Origin of the sequence: uncultured Pseudacidovorax sp., assembly GCF_913773995.1 — a bacterium.
Classification (GTDB): Bacteria; Pseudomonadota; Gammaproteobacteria; order Burkholderiales; family Burkholderiaceae_C; genus Xenophilus.
Map to the genome: position 1 here is coordinate 30,394 of NZ_CAJYES010000245.1, position 20,770 is coordinate 51,163.

General features: G+C 70.2%; 21 protein-coding genes. 9 read left to right on the forward strand and 12 right to left on the reverse strand.

Going from position 1 to position 20,770, the window contains the following annotated elements; translation table 11 throughout:
• Positions 1-95 precede the first annotated feature (95 nt).
• Positions 96-572: an acyl-CoA thioesterase gene (locus tag QZ772_RS23155; protein ID WP_295531673.1), complete on the reverse strand. Its 477-nt coding sequence runs from the start codon at positions 570-572 to the stop codon at positions 96-98.
• Between the two features lie 42 nt (positions 573-614).
• Positions 615-1,523 carry a LysR family transcriptional regulator gene (locus QZ772_RS23160; protein ID WP_295531676.1) on the reverse strand — a complete coding sequence of 303 codons (909 nt, stop codon included), beginning with the start codon at positions 1,521-1,523 and terminating at the stop codon, positions 615-617.
• Between the two features lie 123 nt (positions 1,524-1,646).
• Between QZ772_RS23160 and QZ772_RS23165 the strand changes: the two genes are divergently transcribed.
• From QZ772_RS23165 to QZ772_RS23190, 6 genes are all read left to right on the forward strand, one after another.
• Positions 1,647-2,873, forward strand: a complete 1,227-nt coding sequence (locus QZ772_RS23165) for a 3-hydroxybenzoate 6-monooxygenase (protein WP_295531678.1) — start codon at positions 1,647-1,649, stop codon at positions 2,871-2,873.
• Between the two features lie 184 nt (positions 2,874-3,057).
• On the forward strand, positions 3,058-3,759 hold the full coding sequence (locus tag QZ772_RS23170; RefSeq protein WP_295531681.1) for a fumarylacetoacetate hydrolase family protein: 702 nt from the start codon (positions 3,058-3,060) through the stop codon (positions 3,757-3,759).
• Between the two features lie 172 nt (positions 3,760-3,931).
• Positions 3,932-5,074 carry a cupin domain-containing protein gene (locus tag QZ772_RS23175; protein ID WP_295531685.1) on the forward strand — a complete coding sequence of 381 codons (1,143 nt, stop codon included), beginning with the start codon at positions 3,932-3,934 and terminating at the stop codon, positions 5,072-5,074.
• A gap of 156 nt (positions 5,075-5,230) precedes the next feature.
• Positions 5,231-6,205 carry a tripartite tricarboxylate transporter substrate binding protein gene (locus QZ772_RS23180; RefSeq protein WP_295531909.1) on the forward strand — a complete coding sequence of 325 codons (975 nt, stop codon included), beginning with the start codon at positions 5,231-5,233 and terminating at the stop codon, positions 6,203-6,205.
• Between the two features lie 129 nt (positions 6,206-6,334).
• Positions 6,335-7,309, forward strand: coding sequence for a tripartite tricarboxylate transporter substrate binding protein (locus QZ772_RS23185; RefSeq protein WP_295531688.1), 975 nt, complete (start codon positions 6,335-6,337; stop codon positions 7,307-7,309).
• A gap of 144 nt (positions 7,310-7,453) precedes the next feature.
• Positions 7,454-8,806, forward strand: a complete 1,353-nt coding sequence (locus tag QZ772_RS23190) for an FAD-dependent oxidoreductase (RefSeq protein ID WP_295531691.1) — start codon at positions 7,454-7,456, stop codon at positions 8,804-8,806.
• A 148-nt stretch (positions 8,807-8,954) separates the two neighbouring features.
• On the opposite strand, the gene QZ772_RS23195 is transcribed toward QZ772_RS23190, so the two are convergent.
• Positions 8,955-9,941: a hypothetical protein gene (locus QZ772_RS23195; protein ID WP_295531694.1), complete on the reverse strand. Its 987-nt coding sequence runs from the start codon at positions 9,939-9,941 to the stop codon at positions 8,955-8,957.
• A gap of 125 nt (positions 9,942-10,066) precedes the next feature.
• Here QZ772_RS23195 and QZ772_RS23200 point away from each other — a divergent pair, with 125 nt between their 5' ends.
• Positions 10,067-10,501: a VOC family protein gene (locus tag QZ772_RS23200; RefSeq protein WP_295531697.1), complete on the forward strand. Its 435-nt coding sequence runs from the start codon at positions 10,067-10,069 to the stop codon at positions 10,499-10,501.
• Here QZ772_RS23200 and QZ772_RS23205 read toward each other — a convergent pair.
• The gene (locus QZ772_RS23205; protein ID WP_295531700.1) at positions 10,444-10,944 is read right to left on the reverse strand and encodes a GNAT family N-acetyltransferase; all 501 of its coding nucleotides are present in this window, start codon (positions 10,942-10,944) and stop codon (positions 10,444-10,446) included. The two genes, QZ772_RS23200 and QZ772_RS23205, sit on opposite strands and share 58 nt — an antisense overlap.
• Positions 10,945-11,129: 185 nt before the next feature.
• On the opposite strand from QZ772_RS23205, the gene QZ772_RS23210 reads away from it, so the two are divergent.
• Positions 11,130-12,014, forward strand: a complete 885-nt coding sequence (locus QZ772_RS23210; protein WP_295531703.1) for an acyl-CoA thioesterase II — start codon at positions 11,130-11,132, stop codon at positions 12,012-12,014.
• 60 nt (positions 12,015-12,074) lie between these two features.
• Here the strand turns inward: QZ772_RS23210 and QZ772_RS23215 are convergent, their stop codons facing one another.
• The 7 genes from QZ772_RS23215 to andAc form a co-directional block, all read right to left on the reverse strand.
• Positions 12,075-12,797 (reverse strand): ABC transporter ATP-binding protein, encoded by a 723-nt coding sequence (locus QZ772_RS23215; protein WP_295531706.1) that lies wholly within the window; start codon positions 12,795-12,797, stop codon positions 12,075-12,077.
• Positions 12,794-13,546, reverse strand: coding sequence for an ABC transporter ATP-binding protein (locus QZ772_RS23220; protein ID WP_295531709.1), 753 nt, complete (start codon positions 13,544-13,546; stop codon positions 12,794-12,796). The genes QZ772_RS23215 and QZ772_RS23220 overlap by 4 nt, the downstream gene beginning before the upstream one ends.
• Positions 13,543-14,520 (reverse strand): branched-chain amino acid ABC transporter permease, encoded by a 978-nt coding sequence (locus QZ772_RS23225; protein ID WP_295531712.1) that lies wholly within the window; start codon positions 14,518-14,520, stop codon positions 13,543-13,545. The genes QZ772_RS23220 and QZ772_RS23225 overlap by 4 nt, the downstream gene beginning before the upstream one ends.
• Positions 14,521-14,525: 5 nt before the next feature.
• Positions 14,526-15,446, reverse strand: coding sequence for a branched-chain amino acid ABC transporter permease (locus QZ772_RS23230; protein WP_295531715.1), 921 nt, complete (start codon positions 15,444-15,446; stop codon positions 14,526-14,528).
• A 13-nt stretch (positions 15,447-15,459) separates the two neighbouring features.
• On the reverse strand, positions 15,460-16,638 hold the full coding sequence (locus QZ772_RS23235) for an ABC transporter substrate-binding protein (protein WP_295531717.1): 1,179 nt from the start codon (positions 16,636-16,638) through the stop codon (positions 15,460-15,462).
• A gap of 99 nt (positions 16,639-16,737) precedes the next feature.
• Entirely contained in the window at positions 16,738-17,253 is a 516-nt protein-coding gene (gene andAd / locus QZ772_RS23240) for an anthranilate 1,2-dioxygenase small subunit AndAd (protein WP_295531720.1), read from the reverse strand.
• A gap of 13 nt (positions 17,254-17,266) precedes the next feature.
• Entirely contained in the window at positions 17,267-18,553 is a 1,287-nt protein-coding gene (gene andAc, locus QZ772_RS23245; protein WP_295531723.1) for an anthranilate 1,2-dioxygenase large subunit AndAc, read from the reverse strand.
• 220 nt (positions 18,554-18,773) lie between these two features.
• Here andAc and andR point away from each other — a divergent pair, with 220 nt between their 5' ends.
• On the forward strand, positions 18,774-19,808 hold the full coding sequence (gene andR, locus QZ772_RS23250; RefSeq protein WP_295531726.1) for an anthranilate 1,2-dioxygenase regulatory protein AndR: 1,035 nt from the start codon (positions 18,774-18,776) through the stop codon (positions 19,806-19,808).
• 33 nt (positions 19,809-19,841) lie between these two features.
• On the opposite strand, the gene QZ772_RS23255 is transcribed toward andR, so the two are convergent.
• Positions 19,842-20,726, reverse strand: coding sequence for a DMT family transporter (locus QZ772_RS23255; RefSeq protein ID WP_295531729.1), 885 nt, complete (start codon positions 20,724-20,726; stop codon positions 19,842-19,844).
• Positions 20,727-20,770: the final 44 nt, after the last annotated feature.

Genomic DNA, 20,770 nt, shown 5'->3' on the forward strand with positions numbered 1-20,770 from the left:
GGTGGGGGGTGAGCGGGTTCTTCACTCTTCGTGCCGAGCCGGGTTGTCCACCGTTCGCGCTGAGCTTGTCGAAGCGCCGCGGCCCTGGAGGCGGTTCAGTCCGCCGATCCGCTCAGGCTGGGCGGCGGCGCGTCCGCCACCGTGCGGGCGGCGTCCAGATGGGCGCGGGCGCGTTCGGCCAGGGCGATCTCGCCGGGGGTCTTGGGCTGGTAGGCGTCCACCGGCAGGGGGCGGCCGTGCGAATCGACCGACACGAAGACGATCAGGCATTCGGTGGTGCGCACCATCTGGCCGCCCTTGAGGTCGCCGCTGCGCACCTCCACCGAGATGTTCATGCTGGTCTTGCCGGTGTAGGCCATGCGGGCCTCCACCTCGACCAGGTCGCCGATCATGATCGGGCGGTGGAAGCGGATGCTGCCGATGAACACCGTGACGCAGTAGTTGTGCGACCAGCCCGTGGCGCAGGCGTAGCCGGCCTCGTCGATCCACTTCATGACGGTGCCGCCGTGGACCTTGCCGCCGAAGTTGACGGTGCTGGGTTCGGCCAGGAAGCGCAGGACGATGGAGGACATGGCAGCGAGTCTCGCAAGTGACAGTGGGGTGGGAGCGGCGGATTATCCGGGCGCGGCGCCACCGCCGAACAGTTGCGCCATCGTCCGCCGCAGCCAGGCGTTGCCATCGTCGGCATGAAAGCGGGCATGCCAGTGCTGCTTGACCGCATACGCGGGCAGCGCGAAGGGCGGCTCGATGATGCGCACCGGCTCCTGCGTGGCCAGGATCTGGCCCAGCACGCGCGGCACGATCACCACCAGCTCGGTCTGCGCCACGATGCGCGCCACGCCCAGAAAGCTCGACAGCCGCACCGCCACCTTGCGCTCGATGCCGGCGCGGGCAATCGTCTTGTCGACGATGGCATGGCCGGTGCCCGACGAGGCGATGACCGCATGCGACGCGTCCGCGAAGGCCTTGCGCGTCAGCTTGCTGCCGATGCGCGGATGGTCCTGGGCCACCAGGCAGACGAAGTTCTGGCGGAACAGCGTCTGGCCGTAGAAGCCGGCCTCCAGCTGCGGCATGAAGCCCACGGCCAGGTCCACTTCGCCGTCCTCCAGCCGGCGCGCGCTGGCGGCCGAGACGATCTCGGTCTCCACCTGCACGCCCGGCGCCTCGCGGCCCAGGTGGTCCAGCAGACGCGGCAGCAGCACCACCTCGCTGATGTCCGTGAGGCAGATGCGAAAGCGCCGCTTCGCCGTCGCCGGGTCGAAGGCCTCGCGGCTGGCGCGCGCCTGCTCGATCTGCGCCAGGGCTTCGCGCAGGGCCGGCTGGATCTTCTGCGCGTGCGGCGTGGGCTGCATGCCCAGCGCCGTGCGCTCGAACAGGCGGTCGTCGAAATGCGCGCGCAGCTTGTTGAGCGCGGTGCTGGCCGCCGCCTGCGCGATGCCCAGGCGCTCGGCCGCCTTGGAGACGCTGGCGGTCTGCCAGACCTCGTCGAACACCTTGAGCCATTCCAGGTCCAGCTTGGACATGCGCGCACCCCACTATCGAAAAACGCGATGCCGAGTATCGGCCACAGCGCTTGAGGCAATAGTGGGGCCTGCGAACAATCCGCGCCATTGACAGGCATCAATGCAGAACAGCCGGAGACAGGCATGGCATCCCTCGCAGCATCCCCACGCGCATCCACTTCTTCCTCCGCCCTGCCGGTGCTGGTGGCCGGCGGCGGCATCGGCGGCATCGCCGCGGCGCTGGCGCTGGTGCGCCGCGGCTTCGACGTGATGGTGCTGGAGCAGGCGGCCCAGCTGGGCGAGATCGGCGCCGGCATCCAGTTGGGGCCCAATGCCTTCGCGGCCTTCGACGCGCTGGGCATCGGCGAGATCGCCCGCGCCCGCGCCGTCTACACCGACGAGATGGTGATGCACGACGCGCTGGACGAGACGCTTGTGGGCCGCATCCCCACCGGCGAGGCCTTCCGCCAGCGCTTCGGCAACCCCTATGCCGTGATCCACCGCGCCGACGTGCACGGCTCGCTGCTCGAAGGCGCCCATGCCACCGGCCGGGTGGAGATCGCCACCGCCACGCAGGTGCAGCGCATCGCGCAGGACGACGAGGGCGTGACCGTGGTCAGCAGCGATGGCCGCAGCTTCCGCGGCTGCGCGCTGATCGGCGCGGATGGCGTGAAGTCCGCCGTGCGGCGGCAGTACGTGGGCGACGACGCGCGCGTCTCCGGCCATGTGGTGTACCGCGCCGTGGTGGACCGCGCCGACTTTCCGCCCGACCTGCAATGGAATGCCGCCAGCATCTGGGTGGGGCCCAACTGCCACCTGGTGCATTACCCGCTGCGCGGCGGCGAGCAGTACAACGTGGTCGTCACCTTCCACAGCCGCGAGCAGGAGGAATGGAGCGTGCGCGAAGGCAGCCGCGAAGAGGTGCAGAGCTATTTCGAGGGCATCTGCGCCCGCGCCCGCCAGCTGATCGACCTGCCCAAGGACTGGAAGCGCTGGGCCACGGCCGACCGCGAGCCCATCGGGCAGTGGGTCTTCGGCCGGGCCGCCCTGCTGGGCGATGCCGCCCATCCCACGCTGCAGTACCTGGCGCAGGGCGCCTGCATGGCCATAGAAGACGCCGTGACGCTGGGCGAGGCCCTGCGCGTGCACGACAACCAGTGGGACAAGGCCTTCGCCCTCTACCAGCGCTCGCGCGTGGCCCGCACGGCCCGCGTGGTGCTGTCGGCGCGCGAGATGGGGCGCATCTTCCACGCCAAGGGGGTGGAGCGCCTGGTGCGCAACGACCTGTGGAAAGGCCGCACGCCGGAGCGCTTCTATGACGCGATGGAGTGGCTGTACGGGTGGACCGAGAAGAACTGTCTCGCGTCATGAAGCCGTGTACGCCGTACCGCCGCACGCCCCTTTGGCGCTGAATCGCCCCAACCGTCAGCGTTGAATCACCCCAGCCGTTGGCGCCGAATCACGTCCAGCCGTTCGCGCCGCGTCACCCCCCACCGTTCGCGCTGAGCCTGTCGAAGCGCCGCCTCCACCTGTTCATCCTCTCCCCCCTCACCCCATGACCGACTACCTCTGGACCCCACCCCCCGTCGCCTCCCTGCCCGTGCGTGGCGACAGCCGCCGCCTGCCGGTGAACCGCCTCTTCTTCGTCGGCCGCAACTACCACGCCCATGCGGTCGAGATGGGCCGCCCCGTCGACAAGTCGGTGGAGCAGCCCTTCTACTTCACCAAGGCGCCTTCCACGCTGGTCGAATCCGGCGCCACCGTGGCCTACCCGCCCGGCACGCAGAACTTCCATTTCGAGATGGAACTGGTGGTGGTCATCGGCGCGGCGGGCTTCCGCGTGGCGCGCGAAGACGCCGGCCGCCTGATCTACGGCTACGCCTGCGGCCTGGACATGACGCGTCGCGACCTGCAGTTGGTGGCTCGCGACAAGGGCCGGCCCTGGGACCTGGGCAAGGACGTGGAGCAGTCCTCCGTCTGCTCCGAGGTCGTGCCCATGTCCGGCACCGTGCTGTCGCAGGGCGCGATCGCGCTGCAGGTCAATGGCGAGACCAAGCAGAAGTCCGACCTCGACAAGCTGATCTGGAACATCCCCGAGCTGATCGAGGACCTGTCGAAGTACTACCACCTGCAGCCCGGCGACCTGATCTACACCGGCACGCCCGAAGGCGTCGGACCAGTGCTGCCCGGCGACCGCATCACCGGGCATGTGCAGGGCGTGGGCGAAATCGCCCTGGCCATCGGCTCCGCGGCATGATGGCGGCCGGCGCGACTGCAGCGTGCGCGCGGCCCCCGCTCCTCTCCCCTTCGGGGAGAGGCTGGGTGAGGGGCCGCGGACCTCTCACGCTCTGCAGCTGCACCATCGCCGCGGGCCCTCACCCCCACCCTCTCCCACCGGCAGAGGGTGCCCCCACCAGGAGACGCTTCATATGGCTGCCGTGATCGACACCGTTCCCTCCCCCGTGCGGCTGCAGGCCGTGGCCGCGCCCGGCCAGCCCGAGCCCACGCCCGCCCTGAGCCAGCTCTACCGCGGCTTCGAAGAGGAGCTGCTGGTGCCCCTGTGGACGCAGATCGGCAGCCTGATGCCACCGCATCCGCGCAGCAAGGCGGCGCCGCACCTGTGGCGCTGGGAGCGGCTCAAGCAACTCGCGGCCGAGGCCGGCCAGTTGGTGCCCGTGGGCCGCGGCGGCGAGCGCCGGGCCATCGCCCTGGCCAACCCTGCCCTGGGCGGCCAGCCCTATGCCACGCCCACGCTGTGGGCCGCCATCCAGTACCTGATGCCCGGCGAGCATGCGCCCGAGCACCGCCACACGCAGAACGCCTTCCGCTTCGTGGTCGAAGGCGAAGGCGTGTGGACCGTGGTCAACGGCGACGCGGTGCGCATGGCGCGCGGCGACTTCCTGCCGCAGGCCGGCTGGAACTGGCATGCCCACCACAACGCCGCCACCGAGCCCATGGCCTGGATCGACGGGCTGGACATTCCCTTCGCCTACTACACCGAGTCGCAGTTCTTCGAGCATGGCCGCGACCATCTGAGCGAGGCCGAATGCGCCACGCCCGAGCGCTCGCGCTCCGAGCGGCTGTGGGCCCATCCGGGTCTGCGGCCCCTTTCGCAGCAAGCCGACACGCCCGCCACGCCGCTGCTGGCCTACCGCTGGGCCGACACCGACCGCGCCCTGGCCGACCAGGTCGAACTGGAGGACGAAGGCCACCCCGGCGTGCTGAGCCCCGGCCATGCGGCCGTGCGCTTCACCCACCCGGGCACGGGCCGCGACGTGCTGCCCACCATGCGCTGCGAGATGCACCGCGTGCGCGCCGGCGGCCGCACCCGCACCTGGCGCGAGGTGGGCGGCTCGGTGTACCAGGTGTTCGACGGCACCGGCAGCGTGACCGTGGGCGACAAGACCTGGCGCGTGCAACGCGGCGACCTGTTCGTCGTGCCCTCGTGGCAACCCTTCTCGGCCACCTGCGATGCGCAGGCCGCCTCGCTGGACCTGTTCCGCTTCGGCGATGCGCCGATCTTCGAGGCGCTGAACCAGTACCGCCTGCAGGTCGACGATCTTGTCGCCTGAGCGCCATGCCCATCAGGCAGCACATCGACCCGCGCTTGCCCTGGCTTCGACAGGCTCAGCCCGAACGGTCGTGGGTCCACTGACCGCATGCTTGCGCGCCGGCCCGAAACCGCTTTCCCATTCCTGCCAACAACACCGGAGACATCCTTGAAATTCCTGCTTCCCGCCCTGGCCGCCGGCCTGGCCACCACTTTTGCGGCTTCCGACGCCTTCGCCCAGGCCGCCGTTGACTACCCCACCAAGCCCGTGACCATCGTCACGCCCTTCGCGGCCGGCAGCGGCCCTGACGCCGTGCTGCGCCTGGTCAGCGACAAGCTGGGCAAGCTGTGGAACCAGCGCGTGACCATCGACAACAAGCCCGGCGGCGGCGGCTTCATCGCCATCGACGCGGCCCGCCGCGCCGCGCCCGACGGCTACACGCTGATCCAGTTCGACAGCGAGCACCTGGCCGCGCTGCCGCACCTGTACAAGTCGCGCAACTTCGTGACCCTGCAGCACTTCGACCCGGTGGCGGCGCTGTTCCGCACGCCCTTCTTCGTGGCGGTGAGCAGCGAGTCGAAGTGGAAGTCGATGCGCGACCTGATCGCCGACGCCAAGGCCAAGCCGGGCCAGATCACCTACGGCTCCTGGGGCGTGGGCAGCCCGGGCCACCTGGGCGGCCAGCAGTTGGACGCGCTCACCGGCACGCAGATGAACCATGCGCCCTACCGCGAGGTGTCGCAGCTGTACGCCAACGTGGGCACGGGCGAAGTGCCGTGGGCCTTCGCCAGCATCCCGTCCAGCCAGGGCATCTACAAGGCCGGCAAGCTCAAGTACCTGGCCGTGGCGGCCAAGAAGCGCGTGCCGCAGATGCCCGACGTGCCCACCATGGCCGAGTCGGGCGGGCCGGCCGAGCTGGAGGTCAACTCCTTCGTGTCGCTGCTGGCGCCCAAGGGTGTGCCGGACGCCATCAAGAAGAAGATCAACGCAGACGTGGCCAAGGTCATCGCCGACCCCGAGATCCGTGCCCGCTTCGACACCTTCGCCTTCGAGCCGCTGGACTGGTCGCCCGAGGAGATCGCGCGCCAGGCCGAGATCAAGTCCAAGGTCTACGGCGAGCTGGTGCGGCGCGGGAACATCAGCCTGGATTGAGGGCGCGCAGCGGCAGGCGGGGCCGGGCCCCGATCCGTTCGCACTGAGCTTGTCGAAGTGCCGCTGCAGCCGTCGCGCAAGCCCCCTAGACTCGGCGCCTCCCTTCCTTTCCGGCACCTGACCGATCCCATGTCGATTGCACGCAGAACCCTTCTCGCCACCGCCTGTGCCCTGCTGGCCGCCAGCGGTGCGCAGGCGCAGACCGCTGCCGCGCCCTGGCCCACCAAGCCGATCCGCCTGGTGGTGGGCTTTCCGGGCGGCTCCACGCCCGACATCGCGGCGCGCGTGCTGGCCGAGCCGCTGGCCAAGGCCCTGGGCCAGCCGGTGGTGGTGGACAACAAGCCGGGCGCCTCCGGCAACATCGCGGCCGACACCGTGGCCAAGGCCACCGACGACCACACGCTGGGCATCGTCATCAACGGCAACCTCACGTCGTCGAAGATGCTGTATTCCAAGCTGCCCTACGACCCGGCCAAGGACTTCAGCTACCTCTCGCTGATCGCCACCGCGCCGCTGGTGCTGGTGGCCAGCAACGACATTCCCACGGGCAAGGACTTCCTGGCCGCGGCGCGCGCCTCGGGCACCAAGTGGAACTACGGCTCGGTGGGCGTGGGCTCGGTGGGCCACCTGGGCATGGAGCTGCTCAAGAACCGCATCCCCGGCATGGACGCCACGCATGTGCCCTACGCGGGCAACCCGCAGGTGGTGACGGCCATGATCGGCGGCCAGCTGCAGCTGGCCCTGGTGCCGCCGGCCATCGCGATTCCGCAGGTCAAGGCCGGCAAGCTCAAGGCCATCGGCCTGACCAGCGGCCGCAGCACCCTGGCGCCGGAGTACGCCCCCCTGGCCGACATCGGCGTGCGCGACTTCAACCTGGAGGTGTGGACCGCCCTGCTCGGCCCCGCCAGCCTGTCGCCCGCCGCCCGCGACCGCATCACCAAGGAGATCGCGGTCATCATGAAGAACCCCGAGGTGCGCCAGCAGCTCTTCGACAAGGGCTGGCAGCCGGTCGGCACCTCGCCCGAGGGCATGCGCCTGCGCGTGCAGGACGAGGCGGCGATCATGACCAAGATCATCCAGGCGCGCGGGATCAAGCTGCAGTGAAGGCCTGACTTCATTGCGTTGCAGGCAGCAGCGGCTCTGTGGCTGCTGTCGCCTGAATGGCGACGAATGTCGCCCGAAAGGCAACACCCCCTCTTACGTCCAGGTGATGCACCCACCTCGCATGAAAACTCGATGACCGACCGAATGCCCTCACTTCAGGAACCCGCCCGCACCCTCCCCCTCTTCGGCGAATGGGACGTCGTGGTCGTCGGCGGCGGCCCGGCCGGGATCGCCGCCGCAGTGAGCGCCGCGCGCAACGGCGCCCGCACGCTGCTGGTGGAACGCTACGGCTTTCTCGGCGGCATGGGCACGGCCGGCGGCGTAACCAACTTCGCGGGCCTCTATGGCCGGCGCGGCGGCGAGATGCAACTGCTGGTGCGCGGCGTGGCCGACGAGCTGCTGGCGCGCATCGACGCATTGGGCGGCCTCAACCGGCCGCAGGACGGCATGCAGGGCCGCATCCGCGTGCGCTCCTACGACACCTCGGCCTACAAGTGCGCCGCCGACCAGTTGCTGGCCGATGCCGGCGTGGACCTGCTCTTCCACGCCTGGGCCGCGGCCGTGGTGATGCAGGGGCCGCGCATCGCCGCCCTGGTGGTCGAGACCAAGTCGGGCCGGCAGGCCATCCGCGCCGCGGCCTTCGTCGACGCCAGCGGTGATGCCGACGTGGCGGCCTTCGCGGGCGTGCCCTTCGAAGTGGGCGATGGCCATGGCAGCGGGCTCTTTCCCACCACCATGTTCCGCGTGGGCCAGGTCGAGGCCGGGCCGGCGCTTGCGGCGGTCGGCGAGTTCAAGGCCATCAACGACTGGATCGAACGCGTCAAGGCGGCCAAGCCGGGCGAGTACCGCTTCGCGCGCGAGGGCGCGATCCTGCGGCCCAACATCGACCCGCGCGAATGGCGCGTCAACGTCACCCAGATCCGCAATGCCGAAGGCCGCGCGATGAACGGCGTGGATGCGCGGCAGCTGAGTGAAGGCGAGCTGGAGGGTCGGCGGCAGATCGCCGAGTTCCATCGCTTCCTCAAGGCCGAGATCCCCGGCTTCGCGCAGTCCGCCATCGTGGAGATCGCACCCCAGGTGGGCATCCGCGAGACCCGGCGCATCCGCGGTCTCTACGCGCTGGCGGGCGAGGACATCCTGGGCTCGGCGAAGTTCGACGACGTGATCGGCCTCAGCGCCTGGCCGATGGAGCTGCATGCCGACGGCCGCATCGAGTGGGGCTTTCCGCGCGACAGCGACAACGCCTACCACCACCTGCCCTGGCGCATGCTGGTGCCGCAGGGCGTGGACAACCTGCTGGTGGCCGGCCGCTGCGCCAGCATGACCCACGAGGGCCAGTCGGCCGCCCGCGCCAGCGGCGGCTGCTTCGCGATGGGCCAGGCCGCCGGCACCGCGGCCGCGCACCTGGGCGCGGGCCGCTTCGCCGATGTCGATGTGCCCGCGCTGCAGCAGCGGCTGCGGGCCGATGGCGCGGACCTGGACCACGCGCTCGACTGAATCTCGGCTCAACCCAAAATCGAATGGCCGCGGAGCAGGCCACGCCAGGGCACCCGAGGAACTGGCTTTGCCAGGCCTCTGGGTGCGCCCCCCTCCAAGCCGAAGGCGCCAGAGAGTGGGGGAGCCGCGTAAGCGGCATGGGGGGTGCTTACCTGTACCCAGGCTCGGCGGCGTTGTGAATGATCCAGATCAGGTAGCCGCTCGTGAAGTCCCCCATGCCGCCGCCCGCGAAGATCAGCCGGCCCTGGCCCTTGTAGGTCATCTCGAAGCGGTGGCGGTCGCCGCCGAAGTAGAAGGGGATCCAGGCCTTGCCGGTCATGTAGGCGCCCTGGTCGGTGGGCGGGCCGATCAGGTCGGTGACCTGGCGCACGGGCATGCCGATCTGCAGCTTGGTGAACTTGCTGTTGGCGGCCGGGTTGCCGGTGATCTCGCCTTCGTAGTCGTTGATGCCCTTGACGGTGATGCCGCTGCCTGCCTCGACCTTGGACGAATCGACCACGTTGCCGTTGGCGTCCATGCCCGGCTTGCCGGCACCGCGTGTGCCGGACCCCTTGGCGGACAAGGCTGCGGTCACCGGGGCGGCGGCCGCAGCGGCGGGCGCGGGCGCAGGTGCCGCTGCGCGGGCAGGCGCGGGTGCAGGCACTGGTGCGGCAGCCGCCACCTCGGCGCAACGGTCCAGCTCCAGCACGCGATGCTTCGGCTTGGCCGTGACCTGCACCGAACGCACCTTGGCCGTCACCGTGCCGCCCTTGAAGCCACGCTCGGAGGTCGCGCAGCGGAAGAAGATGCCATCCTCCGCATCGACGGCATAGGCGCCGGCAGGCACGCCCCGGCCCGTGGCGCGGGCGAGTTCCACCGACACGGTCTCGCCGACCAGGGCCTTGCGGATCTTGACGGCGCTGCTGTCATCGGCCGCATCGCGGATAGCGGCGTAATCCAGGCCGGGCAGCCTGGGTGGTGCCGCGGGGGCGGGTGCCGGGGCGGGCGCAACGGCCGGCGCCGGTGTTGCAGCGCCCGGGGTGGCGGCACTGGCGGTATTGCCGCTGCTGGCGCTGTTGCCGCTGGAGGCACAGCCCGCGAGCAAGGCGGAGGCTGCAGCGGCGGCGAGCAGGGACAGGCGAAGTGTCGATGTCATCAAGAGTTCCCGTCTTTGGTGGTGATGGGCCGACGTCCCGCATGCAACAAGGGCGCCGGTCGGCGGGGCATTGTGCCAACCCCCCATGGCTGGACGATGCAGGCCCGCGCCGCCTATGCTGGGCCATGATCTCGCACGTCTTCCTGGGCACCAGCGACTTCGAGCGCGCGCTGGCCTTCTACCAATCGCTACTGGCGGCGCTGGGCCTGCAGCAGCGCTTCATCGAACGCGACCATCCCTGGGCCGGCTGGCAGCAGCCCGGCGTGGCGCGACCCCTGCTGCTGCTGGGCCGTCCCTACGACCGGCAGCCGGCCGTGGCGGGCAACGGCGCGATGCTGGCCCTGCTGGCCGAAAGCCGCCGCCAGGTGGACGAGGTGCATGCGCTGGCACTGCGACTGGGCGGCCGCTGCGAAGGCCCGCCGGGCCTTCGCCCGCACTACCACGCGAACTACTACGGCGCCTACTTCCGCGACCTGGACGGCAACAAGCTGGGCCTGGCCTGTCACACACCCGAAGGGGGCGGGCCCATCCAGAGCCCCAGCACCCATTCGTCCACGTAGTGGTCCTGCGCGGCGCGCTTGTAGAAGCCGCGCAGCGTGCCCTCGTGCACGAAGCCCAGCGACTGGTAGAAGCGCAGTGCGCGCGGGTTGTCGCTTTCGGCGAAGAGCTCCACGCGCAGCGCGCCCTCGTCGCGCAGACGGGCGAGGGCATCGTCGATCATGGCGCGGCCCACGCCCCGGCCATGGTGGCGCGGGTCCACCGCCAGCGTGCCGAGCAAGGCCACATGGCGGGCCCGCCCTGCATGGCGCACGGCGCGGTAGAAGCCGGCCACCTGGCCCTCTACCTCCCACACGAAGAAGCAGCCCGAGGCGAGCAGCTCGTCGAACACCGGCCGGAAGTCCTCCAGTGGCATCGGCTCGTGCGTGAGGAAGGGCACCACGTCAGGGTGCATGTAGATCGCATGGACGGCGGCAAGGTCGGCGGGCGTGGCAGGTCGGCGCATGGCGGCATTGTGGGCGGCCCGCATCCATGCGTGGGATGCGGCGGGCGATGCGGGCAGTGGACCAAAGACCGTTCGGGCTGAGCCTGTCGAAGCCGGGGCACCGATGCGATCGGCGTCGCCCGCGTGGCTGCCCGCCGGCCCAGGCTTTGCTAACGTGAGGGGCTGCTCCGCTTCTGCCCCACGCCATGACCGACGCCCCCACCACCGCCTGCCTCGTCGAAGACCTCGTCGCCCTCATGCGCATGGAACCGCTGGGCGAGGGCCGCTTCCGCGCGCAGAGCGAGGACATCGGCACGCTGGCCGTCTTCGGCGGCCAGGTGCTGGGCCAGTCGCTGATGGCGGCCTGCCTGACGGTCGAGCCCGACCGGCCGGTGCACTCCATGCATGCCTACTTCCTGCTGCCGGGTGAGCATGCACCCATCGACTACAGCGTGGACCGCGTGCGCGATGGCCGCAGCTTCACCACCCGCCATGTGCTGGCGCGGCAGTCGGGCCGCATCATCTTCGAGATGGCGGCCTCGTTCCAGACGCGCGACCGCGGCGTGGAGCACCAGTTGGCCATGCCCGAGGTGGCGCCGCCCGAGGCCCTGGCCAGCGACCGCGAACGTCGCCGCGCACTGGGTGACCAATTGCCCGAGCCCTTCCGCGTGAAGGGCACGCAGCCGCATGGCATCGAGTTCCGCACCGTCGAGCAGGACGACCTGCTCGCCCCCCTGCCGCGCGAAGGCGGCAGCGCCGTCTGGATGCGCGCCGTGGCCCCGCTGCCCGACGACCCCCACATCCACCGCGCGCTGCTGGCCTATGCCTCGGACCACGGCCTGCTGCGCGCCGCCATGATTCCGCACGGCCTGAGCTTTCTCACCGGCCAGGTCCGCGCCGCCAGCCTGGACCATGCCATGTGGTTCCACCGGGACTTCCGCTTCGACGACTGGCTGCTGTACGTGATCGACTCGCCCAGCGCCGGTGGCGCGCGCGGGCTGTGCCGCGGCAGCGTGTTCTCGCGCGACGGCCGACTGGTGGCCTCCACCGCGCAGGAAGGCATGCTGCGGGTGCGCGAGCGGCGCGGCTGAGGCCCGCCGCCCAACCCCGACGCTCGCCGCCTCCTCGCCTCGGCCTCGGCGCCTGTCCGACTACACGCCCAGGTAGCGCGACCACACCCCCCGGTCGGCATCCAGCGCCGCCGAGTCGCCCTGCCACACCACGCGGCCACGTTCCAGCACCACATGCCGGTCGGCCAGGCCCAGCAGGCGGTCGATGTACTTGTCGACCACCAGCGTGGTCTGGCCGGCTTCTTTCAGCTGGCGCAGGCAGCGCCAGATCTCCTCGCGGATCACCGGCGCCAGGCCCTCGGTGGCCTCGTCCAGGATCAGCAGGCGCGGGTTGGTCGACAGCGCGCGGGCGATGGCCAGCATCTGCTGCTCGCCGCCCGACAGCTGATGCCCCAGGTTGTCCGCGCGCTCGGCCAGGCGGGGGAAGAGCGCATAGAGCTTGTCGAGCGTCCAGCCGTCGCGCAGGCCGTTGCGCTGGTCCGCGAAGGCCACCAGGTGCTCGCGCACCGTCAGGTTGGGAAAGCACTGCCGACCCTCGGGCACGATGGCCACGCCCATGCGCGCGATGGCGTCGGGCCGGCGGCCGTGCACCGCCTCGCCGCCGAAGCGGATGCTGCCGTGGCGCAATGCCAGCGCACCGATCAGCGTCTTGAGCGTGGTGCTCTTGCCCATGCCGTTGCGGCCCAGCAGCGTGAGCACCTGGCCATGGCGGATGTCGAGGTCGATGCCGAACAGCACCTGGCTGGCGCCGTAGCCGGCCTCCAGGCCGCGGGCTTCGAGCAGCAGGGTCGCGCCTTCGCTCATGCGTCCACCTCTTCCGTGCCCAGGTACACCGCCTGCACCTGCGGATTGCCGCGGATCTCGTCGACGCTGCCGGCCACCAGCACGCGGCCGTAGACCAACACCGAGATGCAGTCGGCCAGTTCGAAGACGGCCTTCATGTCGTGCTCGATCAGCAGGATCGCCATGTCGCGCTTGAGTTCGTGGATGAGGGCGGTCATCTGCTGCGAATCCTCCGGGCCCATGCCGGCCATGGGCTCGTCCAGCAGCAGCAGCTTCGGGCACGCGGCCAGGGCCAGCGCCACGTCCAGTTGCCGCTGCGCGCCATGCGGCAACGTGCCGGCGATGCGGTCCAGCGCCTGTGACAGGCCGACGCGTGCGGCCAGCTCATCGGCCGTGGCGCGCAATGCAGCTTCGCGGTTGCGCTCGCCCAGGAAGCGCAGGCTGCTGCCGGCATGCGCCTGCGCGGCCAGCAGCAGGTTCTCCATCACGGTGGACTGCCGGAAGATGCTGGTGATCTGGAAGCAGCGCGACAGGCCCGCACGCACGCGGGCATGCATGGGCAGCGGCGTGAGGTCCACGCCATTCAGTCGCACGCAGCCCGCATCGGGCGCGATCAACCCCGAGATCAGGTTGACCAGCGTGGACTTTCCCGCGCCGTTGGGCCCGATCAGCGCATGGATCTGGCCGGCATCGACGGTGAGCGACACGTCGTCGGTGGCGCGCAGGGCGCCGAAGTTCTTGCGCAGGCCTACGACCTCGAACAGGCTCATGTCGCGCTCCCTTCGGGCATGGCGGCCGTGGCGGCATGCGTCGCGGTCCGCCGCCGCACCGGCAGGCGCAGACCCGCCAGCCCACGCGGCGCCAGGAAGACGATGGCGATCAACAGCAGCCCCAGCGGCAGGTGCCAGTAATCGGTGAAGCGGCGCACGATCTCTTCGAGCCCGATCCACACGGCTGCGCCCACCGGGCCGCCCCAGCGGTGGCCGACCCCGCCGATCACCACCATCACGATCAGCGTGGCGGATTGCGTCCAGTGCATGACCGACGGGCTGACGAAGTTGTTGTGTGTGACCAGCAGCGCACCCGCCAGCCCAGCCACGGCACCGGCCAGCGCGAAGGCCACGAGCTTGAGCCGGAACACCGGATAGCCCATGGCCTGCATCCGTACCTCGTTGTCGCGGATGCCCACGAGCGCCTGGCCGAAGCGCGCCCGCGTGGCGCGGTTCATCAGCGTCATCACGGCGGCGAACAGCACCAGCACCACCCAGTAGAAGGTCGGCTCGTTGGCGAGGTCGATGCTCAGGCCCAGCTCGGGCCGCTGCATCAGGTTGTAGCCGTCGTCACCGCCATAGGCGCGCAGCGACACGGCCGCGAAATAGAGCATCTGCGCGAAGGCCAGCGTGATCATGATGAAGTAGACGCCGCGCGTGCGCAGCGCCACCAGACCCACCAGCGCGGCGACCCCGCCGGCCACCACCGCCGCGGCCGGCCACAGCAGCCAGGCCGAGACCTGACCGGCATCGGCAAGTGCCACCAGCGTGTAGGCGCCCACGCCCACGAAGCCCATGTGGCCCAGCGCCACCAGGCCGCCGAAGCCCAGGATGAAGTTCAGGCTGGCCGCGGCCAGCGCGAAGATCAGCACCCGGCGCACGAAGTTGACGTAGTAGTCCAGCCCCACCAGCGGCGCCAGCAGCGGAAAGGCCGCCAGCAGTGCCAGGGCGATCCAGGGGAATGCGCGTGCCATGCCGCTCACCCCCGCGCCGGGAACAGCCCGGTCGGCTTGACGGCCAGCACCACCGCCATCAGCGCATAGGTGGTCAGGCCCGCGATCAGCGGCCCCAGGTCCGACACCAGCGTGGGCGGCAGCACGCCGCGCAGCGCCATGGGCACGAAGGCGCGGCCGATGGTGTCCACCAGGCCCACCAGCATCGCCGCCACGAAGGCGCCGCGCACCGAGCCGATGCCGCCGATGACCAGCACCACCAGCGAGGGGATGAGGATCTCCTCGCCCATGCCCACCTGCACGGCGGTGAGCGGCCCCATCAGCGCGCCGGCCAGGGCCGCGAGTGCGGCGCCCAGCAGGAAGACCAGCGAGAACACCCGATCCACCCGCACACCCATGAACTCGGCCATGGCGCGGTTGGAGGCGCCGGCCCGCACCAGCATGCCCATGCGCGTGTGGTTGACCAGCGCATACAGGCCCAGCGCCACCAGCACGCCGGCCGCGAGGATGACGAGGCGGTAGGCCGGATAGGGCAGGCCGGGCATCAGCTCGACCGCACCCGACAGCGCCTGCGGTGCCGAGGCCATGACCGGCGCCGGGCCCCAGATCATCTTGGCCACGTCGTCGGCCACCAGGATCACGCCGAAGGTGGCCAGCACCTGCGACAGGTGATCGCGCCCGTACAGGTGGCGCACCAGCAGCCATTCGAGCAGCACCGCCAGCACCACGACCAGCAGCACGGCCGAGGCCACCGCCATCACGAAGGAGCCGCTGGCCGTGTGCACCGTGGCGGCCACGTAGGCCCCGCCCATGAAGAGCGAGCCATGGGCCAGGTTCATCACGTCCATGATGCCGAACACCAGCGTGAGCCCCGCCGCCAGCAGGAAGAGCATCAGCCCGTAGCCCAGGCCGTTGAGCATCTGCTCGATGAAGAGGATGGCGGTCATCGCGGGTGCGCTGTCACTTCAGTTTGCAGAGCTGGTGGTAGGCATCGCGGGAGCCCTTCAGCGGCGTAGACAAGGTCTTGTTGGTGATCTTGCCTTCGGCGTCCTTGCCGATCACGCGCAGGTAGTAGTCCTGGATCGGGAAGTTGTTGTTGCCGTACTTGAAGGGCCCGCGGATGGACTGGAAGTTGGCGGCCTTCAGCGCCTTGAGCACGGCCTCCTTGTTCTTCACGTCGCCTTTGACGTCGCGGGCCGCGGCGTCCATGGCCAGGATGGCGTCGTAGGCCTGGGCGGCATAGAAGGTGGGGTAGCGCTTGTAGGCCTTGCGGAACTCGCTCACGAACTTCTGGTTGGCGGCGTTGGGCAGGTCGTGCGACCACTGCGAGGTGGAGAACAGGCCCAGCATGGGCTCGCCCACGGCGGCGATGGTGTCCTCGTCGGCCGAGGCGGGGTTGGTCACCAGCCGCACGTCCTTCGACAGGCCCGAGGCCACGAACTGCTTGATGAAGTTGATGCCCATGGCGCCGGGCAGGAAGAAGAACACCGCCTCGGGCTTGGCGGCGCGGATCTGTGCCAGCTCGGCCGCGTAGTCCAGCTGGCCGACCTTGCCGTAGACCTCGGCCACGACGTTGCCCTTGTAGGTGCGCTTGAAGCCGGTGAGGTGGTCGCGGCCCGCCGGGTAGTTGGGCGCGAGGATGAAGGCGCTCTTCAAACCCTGGTCGCTGGCCCACTGACCGGCGGCCTCGTCCCAGGTGTCGTTCTGATAGCTCTGGCCAAAAAAGTAGGGATTGCACTGCGCGCCCGCGTACTGGCTCGGGCCGGGGTTGGCGGTGATGAACGGCACCTTGGCCGCGAACAGCGCCGGGCCGACGGCCAGGGCCACGTTGGACGGCACGGGCCCGGTGAAGAAGTCGATCTTGTTCTGCTGGATGAAGCGGTCGACGATCTGCTTGGCCTGGTCCGGGCTGCCCGCAGTGTCGGCCTGGATGAATTCGGCCGGGTAGCCGCCCAGCTTGTTGTCGAGCAGCTTGATAGCCAGGTTGATGGCGTCGCGCGTCTCCGCGCCGCCGGCCGCGAAGGGGCCGGAGATGTCCAGCGCCAGGCCCACCTTGATGGGATCGGCGGCAAGGGCGGGCGCGGCGAAGGCCAGGGCCAGGGCGGCAGCCAGCAGCGGCCGGGTGCGAACGGGGGTCATGGGCTTCCTCTCCGGGGAATGCGTGAATGGAATGGACTGCAGTCAGCAATCGGCGTGCCATCGGGCGCGGCCCGTAGGCATGGCGCGAAGGCGGATCGGTCAGATGGGCGTGGCCAGCAGCGTGATCACGCGCGAGGTGTCGTACACCACGCGCCGCTGCGCAAAGCGCCAGCCCGCGGGCGTGCGCACCACGCGGTCGAGGTAGCGCCCGGCCTGGAAGATGAAGGACTCGCCGTTCGTGCGCGTCTGCACCACCACATACGAGGACTCGGCCGTCACGGTCTGCGCATCGACCGCCGGGAGCGTGAGCCCGCTGGTCATGTGGCGGTAGCTGTGCGACTCGTAGATGTTGGCGTGGCGCAGCGCCACCACGCGGTCGCGCAGCATGCCCGCGCTGGTGCAGTGCACGAGGCCGATGGGCAGGCCCATGTCGGCGTTCTCCTTGGGCACGATCTCGTAGAGGCAGTCCTCGGTGAAGAGGCGGGTCCAGTCCTCCAGGCGGTCGTTGTCCAGCAGGGCGCAGTAGCGCTCGTTCAGCTGATGGATCTGGAACCAGAGGGCGATGTCGACGTCGGGCGTCGCCGCAGCGGCGGCGGCGGTCTGGGGTGCTTCCATCACGGTGCTCATCTCAATACCCCATCAGCTTCTGGTATCCCGTCCAGAACTTCCGGATCAGGTTCTCGGTGATCATGGTGTCCTCCCGGTTCGGGTCGGTGCGGCCCAGGTCCAGCACCGAGGTGGCGTCGGCATCGCGCGCGGTGCCGCGCTGCACCAGCTCGGTGGCCTCGGTGTCCTCCATCGAGATGTAGCCTGCCGGCCCCACCAGGTTGGCCTGCTTGATGCGCAGCGCACGCAGCTCGGGCGTGTCGTCCTCGTAGCCGAAGAAGTGGAAGACCAGCTCGAACTCGCCCGGCGCCTTGGGCAGCACCTGCCGCGCCACCAGCGTGTTGTGGATCTGCTGCAGCACCAGCTGCGGAAAGATGGTCTGGATGTGGTTGGTGCAGTCTTCCTCGTACTCCGAGATGAAGCCCAGCACCGACGGGTCTTCCAGGTGGAAGCCGTCGTCCATCGAGCGGATCGCCTGCTGCTTGTAGGCGGTGGCGGTGTCGCCCTCTTCCTCGATGTTGGTGGCGGTGATGATGCTGTGCAGGCCGTGCGTTCTGTCGGCCATCGAACGCGCCTTCATGCCCACGCGGAAGATGTTGAAGGTGGTGTGGAACAGGTGCAGCAGGCTCGCGTGGTACGGGTCCTTGACGTTCTCGTAGTAGAGCTTCCAGTTGCTGCGCGCGTACTGGCGGGTGCAGCCCAGGTACACCACCTTCTTGTGCATCACGCGGTCCACCCAGGGCCGCATCTGCTCGCCGATGTAGTCGGACAAGGTCGGCGCTTCGTCGCTGAAGCTGGCGAAGACCAAGCCCTTGTAGCTGTCCACGCGCAGCTTGCGCAGGCCGTGCGCCTTGTTGTCGAAGTCCGGCGGCATGCCGGGCGCGCCGTCGCGCCCGCGCTTGAAGGGGATGCCCTGCAGGTCGCCCTTGGCGCTGAAGCCCCACTGGTGGTAGACGCAGGTGTGCACCTTGGCATTGCCGCGCGCATTGCGGCAGACCATGGCGCCGCGGTGGGCGCAGCGGTTGACCCAGCAGGCCAGCTCGCCGTCGGGCGCGCGGGTCACCACCACGGGCGTGTCGCCGACGAAGGTGCTCTTGTAGTCGCCGGGGTTGGGAATCTCCGCCTCCAGCGCGACGAAGCTCCAGGTGGGGCCGCGGTAGATGCGCTCCTGCTCGCGCTCGAACACCTCCTGCGAGCTGAACACGGCATAGGGCACGCGCGAGCCGTCGGCCTGCGGAAAGTGCACCACGCGCTGCGCCTGCTCGGCCGCGGCGGCCTGCAGTGCACCAGGATCGACCGGTTGATTCATGGCAAGACTCCTTCCTTGTGCGGGCCCGGCGGCTGCCGGGCGTCATGGGACGCATGGTCGAAGGCCGCTGCCGCGGCGGCTATCCGATTCGCGCGGGATCCGCGCCGCGGATGTCCGGATTGCGCAGGACTTGCGCCGGATGCGCGCACCGGCGGCTGCCACAAGCGGCTGGCGCGCTTCTTGCGCTGCATCAGGTCCTGATCGGAAGCCCCGCCAGACCATGCGTCCAGCCGCCGCCTCCACTGTCGTCGACCTCTCCCCCGCCCCCGGCGCCTTCACGCCGGGGCTGCTGCGCGCGTACCGCCTGTTCGAGTCCTCGGACCTGGACGATGCGCGCGAGCGCATCTCGCGCGTGATGCAGCCGCACCGGCTGCAGGCGCTGGAGCGCCCGCGCGGCGGGCGCTCGCACATGGACTTCGTGCGCGTGGGCGGCATCGGCCTGGGCACCATCCGCTTCGGCGAAACCACGCGGGTGGACGTGTCCCATGTGGAGGACTATCACCTGCTCATGTTCTGCCTGCAGGGCCATGCCGAGGTGCTGGCCGACGACCGGCCGCTGCAGGCCGATGGTCGCCACGGCATGGTGTGCGCTCCCGGCAGCAGATTCCTGGCCGACCTGTCGCCCGACTGCGAGCAGTTCGTGCTGCGGCTGGACCGCCGCATGCTCGAATCGCACACCGGCCGGCCGCTGCGCTTCGAGGCCGGGCTGGACCTGCAGCGCCCGGCCCTGCAGGCCTGGCGCGCCCAGCTGCACCTGCTGCTGAGTTCCGAGGCCCTGATGCAGGCGGTGCAGGCCAGCCCCATCGTCGCGGCCGAGATGGAGCGCCTGCTGGTGCACCTGCTGCTGGCCGGCCAGCCCTGGACCGACGACGTGCCGCTGCGCATCGCCACCCGGCCCGCAGGTGCCGGTGCAGGTGCGGGCCCCAGCCAGGCGGCCTGCGTGCGACGCGCGGTGGCCCACATGGAATCGCATGCCGACGAGCCCTTGCGGCTCGCCGACATCGCGGCGGCCGCCGGTGTATCGGTGCGCACGCTGCTCGACGCCTTCCGCCGTGTGCGCGACGAGAGCCCCATGCACACCCTGCGCGACCTGCGGCTGGAGCGCGCCCGCCAGCGCCTGCGCGCGGGCGAGGACGGCATCACCGTCGCCGCCGTGGCGCTGGACTGCGGCTTCGCGCACCTGAGCCGCTTCGCGCAGGCCTACCGCCTGCGCTTCGGCGAGTCGCCCTCGGACACGCTGCGCGCCGCCGGCTGAGGCAGGCGGCGCGGGGTTGTTGCTGCGCCCCTCTCAGGACCTGGCGCGCGCCGGCAGCAGCACGGCGGCGATGGCCACCATCAGCAGGGTCATGGCCATCCAGTCCTGCCAGTAGATGGCCTCGCCCAGCCACAGCGCACTGCTGAGCACGCCCAGCACCGGGATCATCATGACGCTGATGGTCGACGCCACGGGCGGCAGACCCCGGGCCAGCACGAACCAGGCGACGTGGGCGAAGCCGAAGATCACCACGGCGTTGTAGACGATGGCGCCCCAGGCCGCCGGGCCCGGCATGTGCCATTCGCTGCGTTCGGCCAGGGCCGAGAGCGCGCCCATCACGAGGGCCGTGAGCGTGGTCATCCAGAACGACAGCGTGAGCGTGGGCACCGGCAGCTGCGTGCGTCGCAGCAGCTGCGTGCCCAGCGCCCAGGTGGCGGCAGCCCCCAGCGCGAGCGCAACGAAGCCGGGGCTGCCGGCCAGGCCGGTGAACTCGTGCCACAGCAGGAAGGCCACGCCCAACGCTGCCGCCGCCACACCCATCCAGGCGCGCGCCGACAGACGGGTGTTGAAGAGCAGCGCACCCAGGATGGCCGAGAACACCGGCATGGTGTAGCCCAGGATGGCCGCACGCCCGCCCGACAGGTGGCGCAGCGCGATGATGATGCACACGTGCCAGACGAACATGTTGGTGGCCGACAGCCACAGCAGCTCGGGCCAGTGGCGACGCGGCACGCGAAAGGGCAGGCGCATCGCCAGCAGCACCACCGCCAGCACCGGCACGCCCAGCCACAGCGACATGGCGCGGAAGGTCAGGGGCGGCAGATCGGTCACCCCCACCTTCATGATCGGCCAGTTGATGCCCCAGGCGATGGTCAGCGGAATGAGCAGCGCCCATTGGCGGCGGGTGAGTGTCTCCATGGGCGGGCGATTGTGGACGTCCGCCGCCTCGGACGCCGGAGACC

What these genes read in the sequence shown, in the direction of transcription:
- andR (WP_295531726.1), top strand. Translation starts at nt 18,774, where the DNA reads ATGCGTCCAGCCGCCGCCTCCACTGTCGTCGACCTCTCCCCCGCCCCC.
- QZ772_RS23195 (WP_295531694.1), bottom strand. Translation starts at nt 9,941, where the DNA reads ATGACATCGACACTTCGCCTGTCCCTGCTCGCCGCCGCTGCAGCCTCC.
- QZ772_RS23185 (WP_295531688.1), top strand. Translation starts at nt 6,335, where the DNA reads ATGTCGATTGCACGCAGAACCCTTCTCGCCACCGCCTGTGCCCTGCTG.
- QZ772_RS23205 (WP_295531700.1), bottom strand. Translation starts at nt 10,944, where the DNA reads ATGCGCCGACCTGCCACGCCCGCCGACCTTGCCGCCGTCCATGCGATC.
- QZ772_RS23230 (WP_295531715.1), bottom strand. Translation starts at nt 15,446, where the DNA reads ATGACCGCCATCCTCTTCATCGAGCAGATGCTCAACGGCCTGGGCTAC.
- QZ772_RS23215 (WP_295531706.1), bottom strand. Translation starts at nt 12,797, where the DNA reads ATGAGCGAAGGCGCGACCCTGCTGCTCGAAGCCCGCGGCCTGGAGGCC.
- QZ772_RS23255 (WP_295531729.1), bottom strand. Translation starts at nt 20,726, where the DNA reads ATGGAGACACTCACCCGCCGCCAATGGGCGCTGCTCATTCCGCTGACC.
- QZ772_RS23160 (WP_295531676.1), bottom strand. Translation starts at nt 1,523, where the DNA reads ATGTCCAAGCTGGACCTGGAATGGCTCAAGGTGTTCGACGAGGTCTGG.
- QZ772_RS23200 (WP_295531697.1), top strand. Translation starts at nt 10,067, where the DNA reads ATGATCTCGCACGTCTTCCTGGGCACCAGCGACTTCGAGCGCGCGCTG.
- QZ772_RS23190 (WP_295531691.1), top strand. Translation starts at nt 7,454, where the DNA reads ATGCCCTCACTTCAGGAACCCGCCCGCACCCTCCCCCTCTTCGGCGAA.
- QZ772_RS23165 (WP_295531678.1), top strand. Translation starts at nt 1,647, where the DNA reads ATGGCATCCCTCGCAGCATCCCCACGCGCATCCACTTCTTCCTCCGCC.
- QZ772_RS23220 (WP_295531709.1), bottom strand. Translation starts at nt 13,546, where the DNA reads ATGAGCCTGTTCGAGGTCGTAGGCCTGCGCAAGAACTTCGGCGCCCTG.
- QZ772_RS23175 (WP_295531685.1), top strand. Translation starts at nt 3,932, where the DNA reads ATGGCTGCCGTGATCGACACCGTTCCCTCCCCCGTGCGGCTGCAGGCC.
- QZ772_RS23225 (WP_295531712.1), bottom strand. Translation starts at nt 14,520, where the DNA reads ATGGCACGCGCATTCCCCTGGATCGCCCTGGCACTGCTGGCGGCCTTT.
- QZ772_RS23235 (WP_295531717.1), bottom strand. Translation starts at nt 16,638, where the DNA reads ATGACCCCCGTTCGCACCCGGCCGCTGCTGGCTGCCGCCCTGGCCCTG.
- QZ772_RS23155 (WP_295531673.1), bottom strand. Translation starts at nt 572, where the DNA reads ATGTCCTCCATCGTCCTGCGCTTCCTGGCCGAACCCAGCACCGTCAAC.
- andAd (WP_295531720.1), bottom strand. Translation starts at nt 17,253, where the DNA reads ATGGAAGCACCCCAGACCGCCGCCGCCGCTGCGGCGACGCCCGACGTC.
- QZ772_RS23210 (WP_295531703.1), top strand. Translation starts at nt 11,130, where the DNA reads ATGACCGACGCCCCCACCACCGCCTGCCTCGTCGAAGACCTCGTCGCC.
- QZ772_RS23170 (WP_295531681.1), top strand. Translation starts at nt 3,058, where the DNA reads ATGACCGACTACCTCTGGACCCCACCCCCCGTCGCCTCCCTGCCCGTG.
- andAc (WP_295531723.1), bottom strand. Translation starts at nt 18,553, where the DNA reads ATGAATCAACCGGTCGATCCTGGTGCACTGCAGGCCGCCGCGGCCGAG.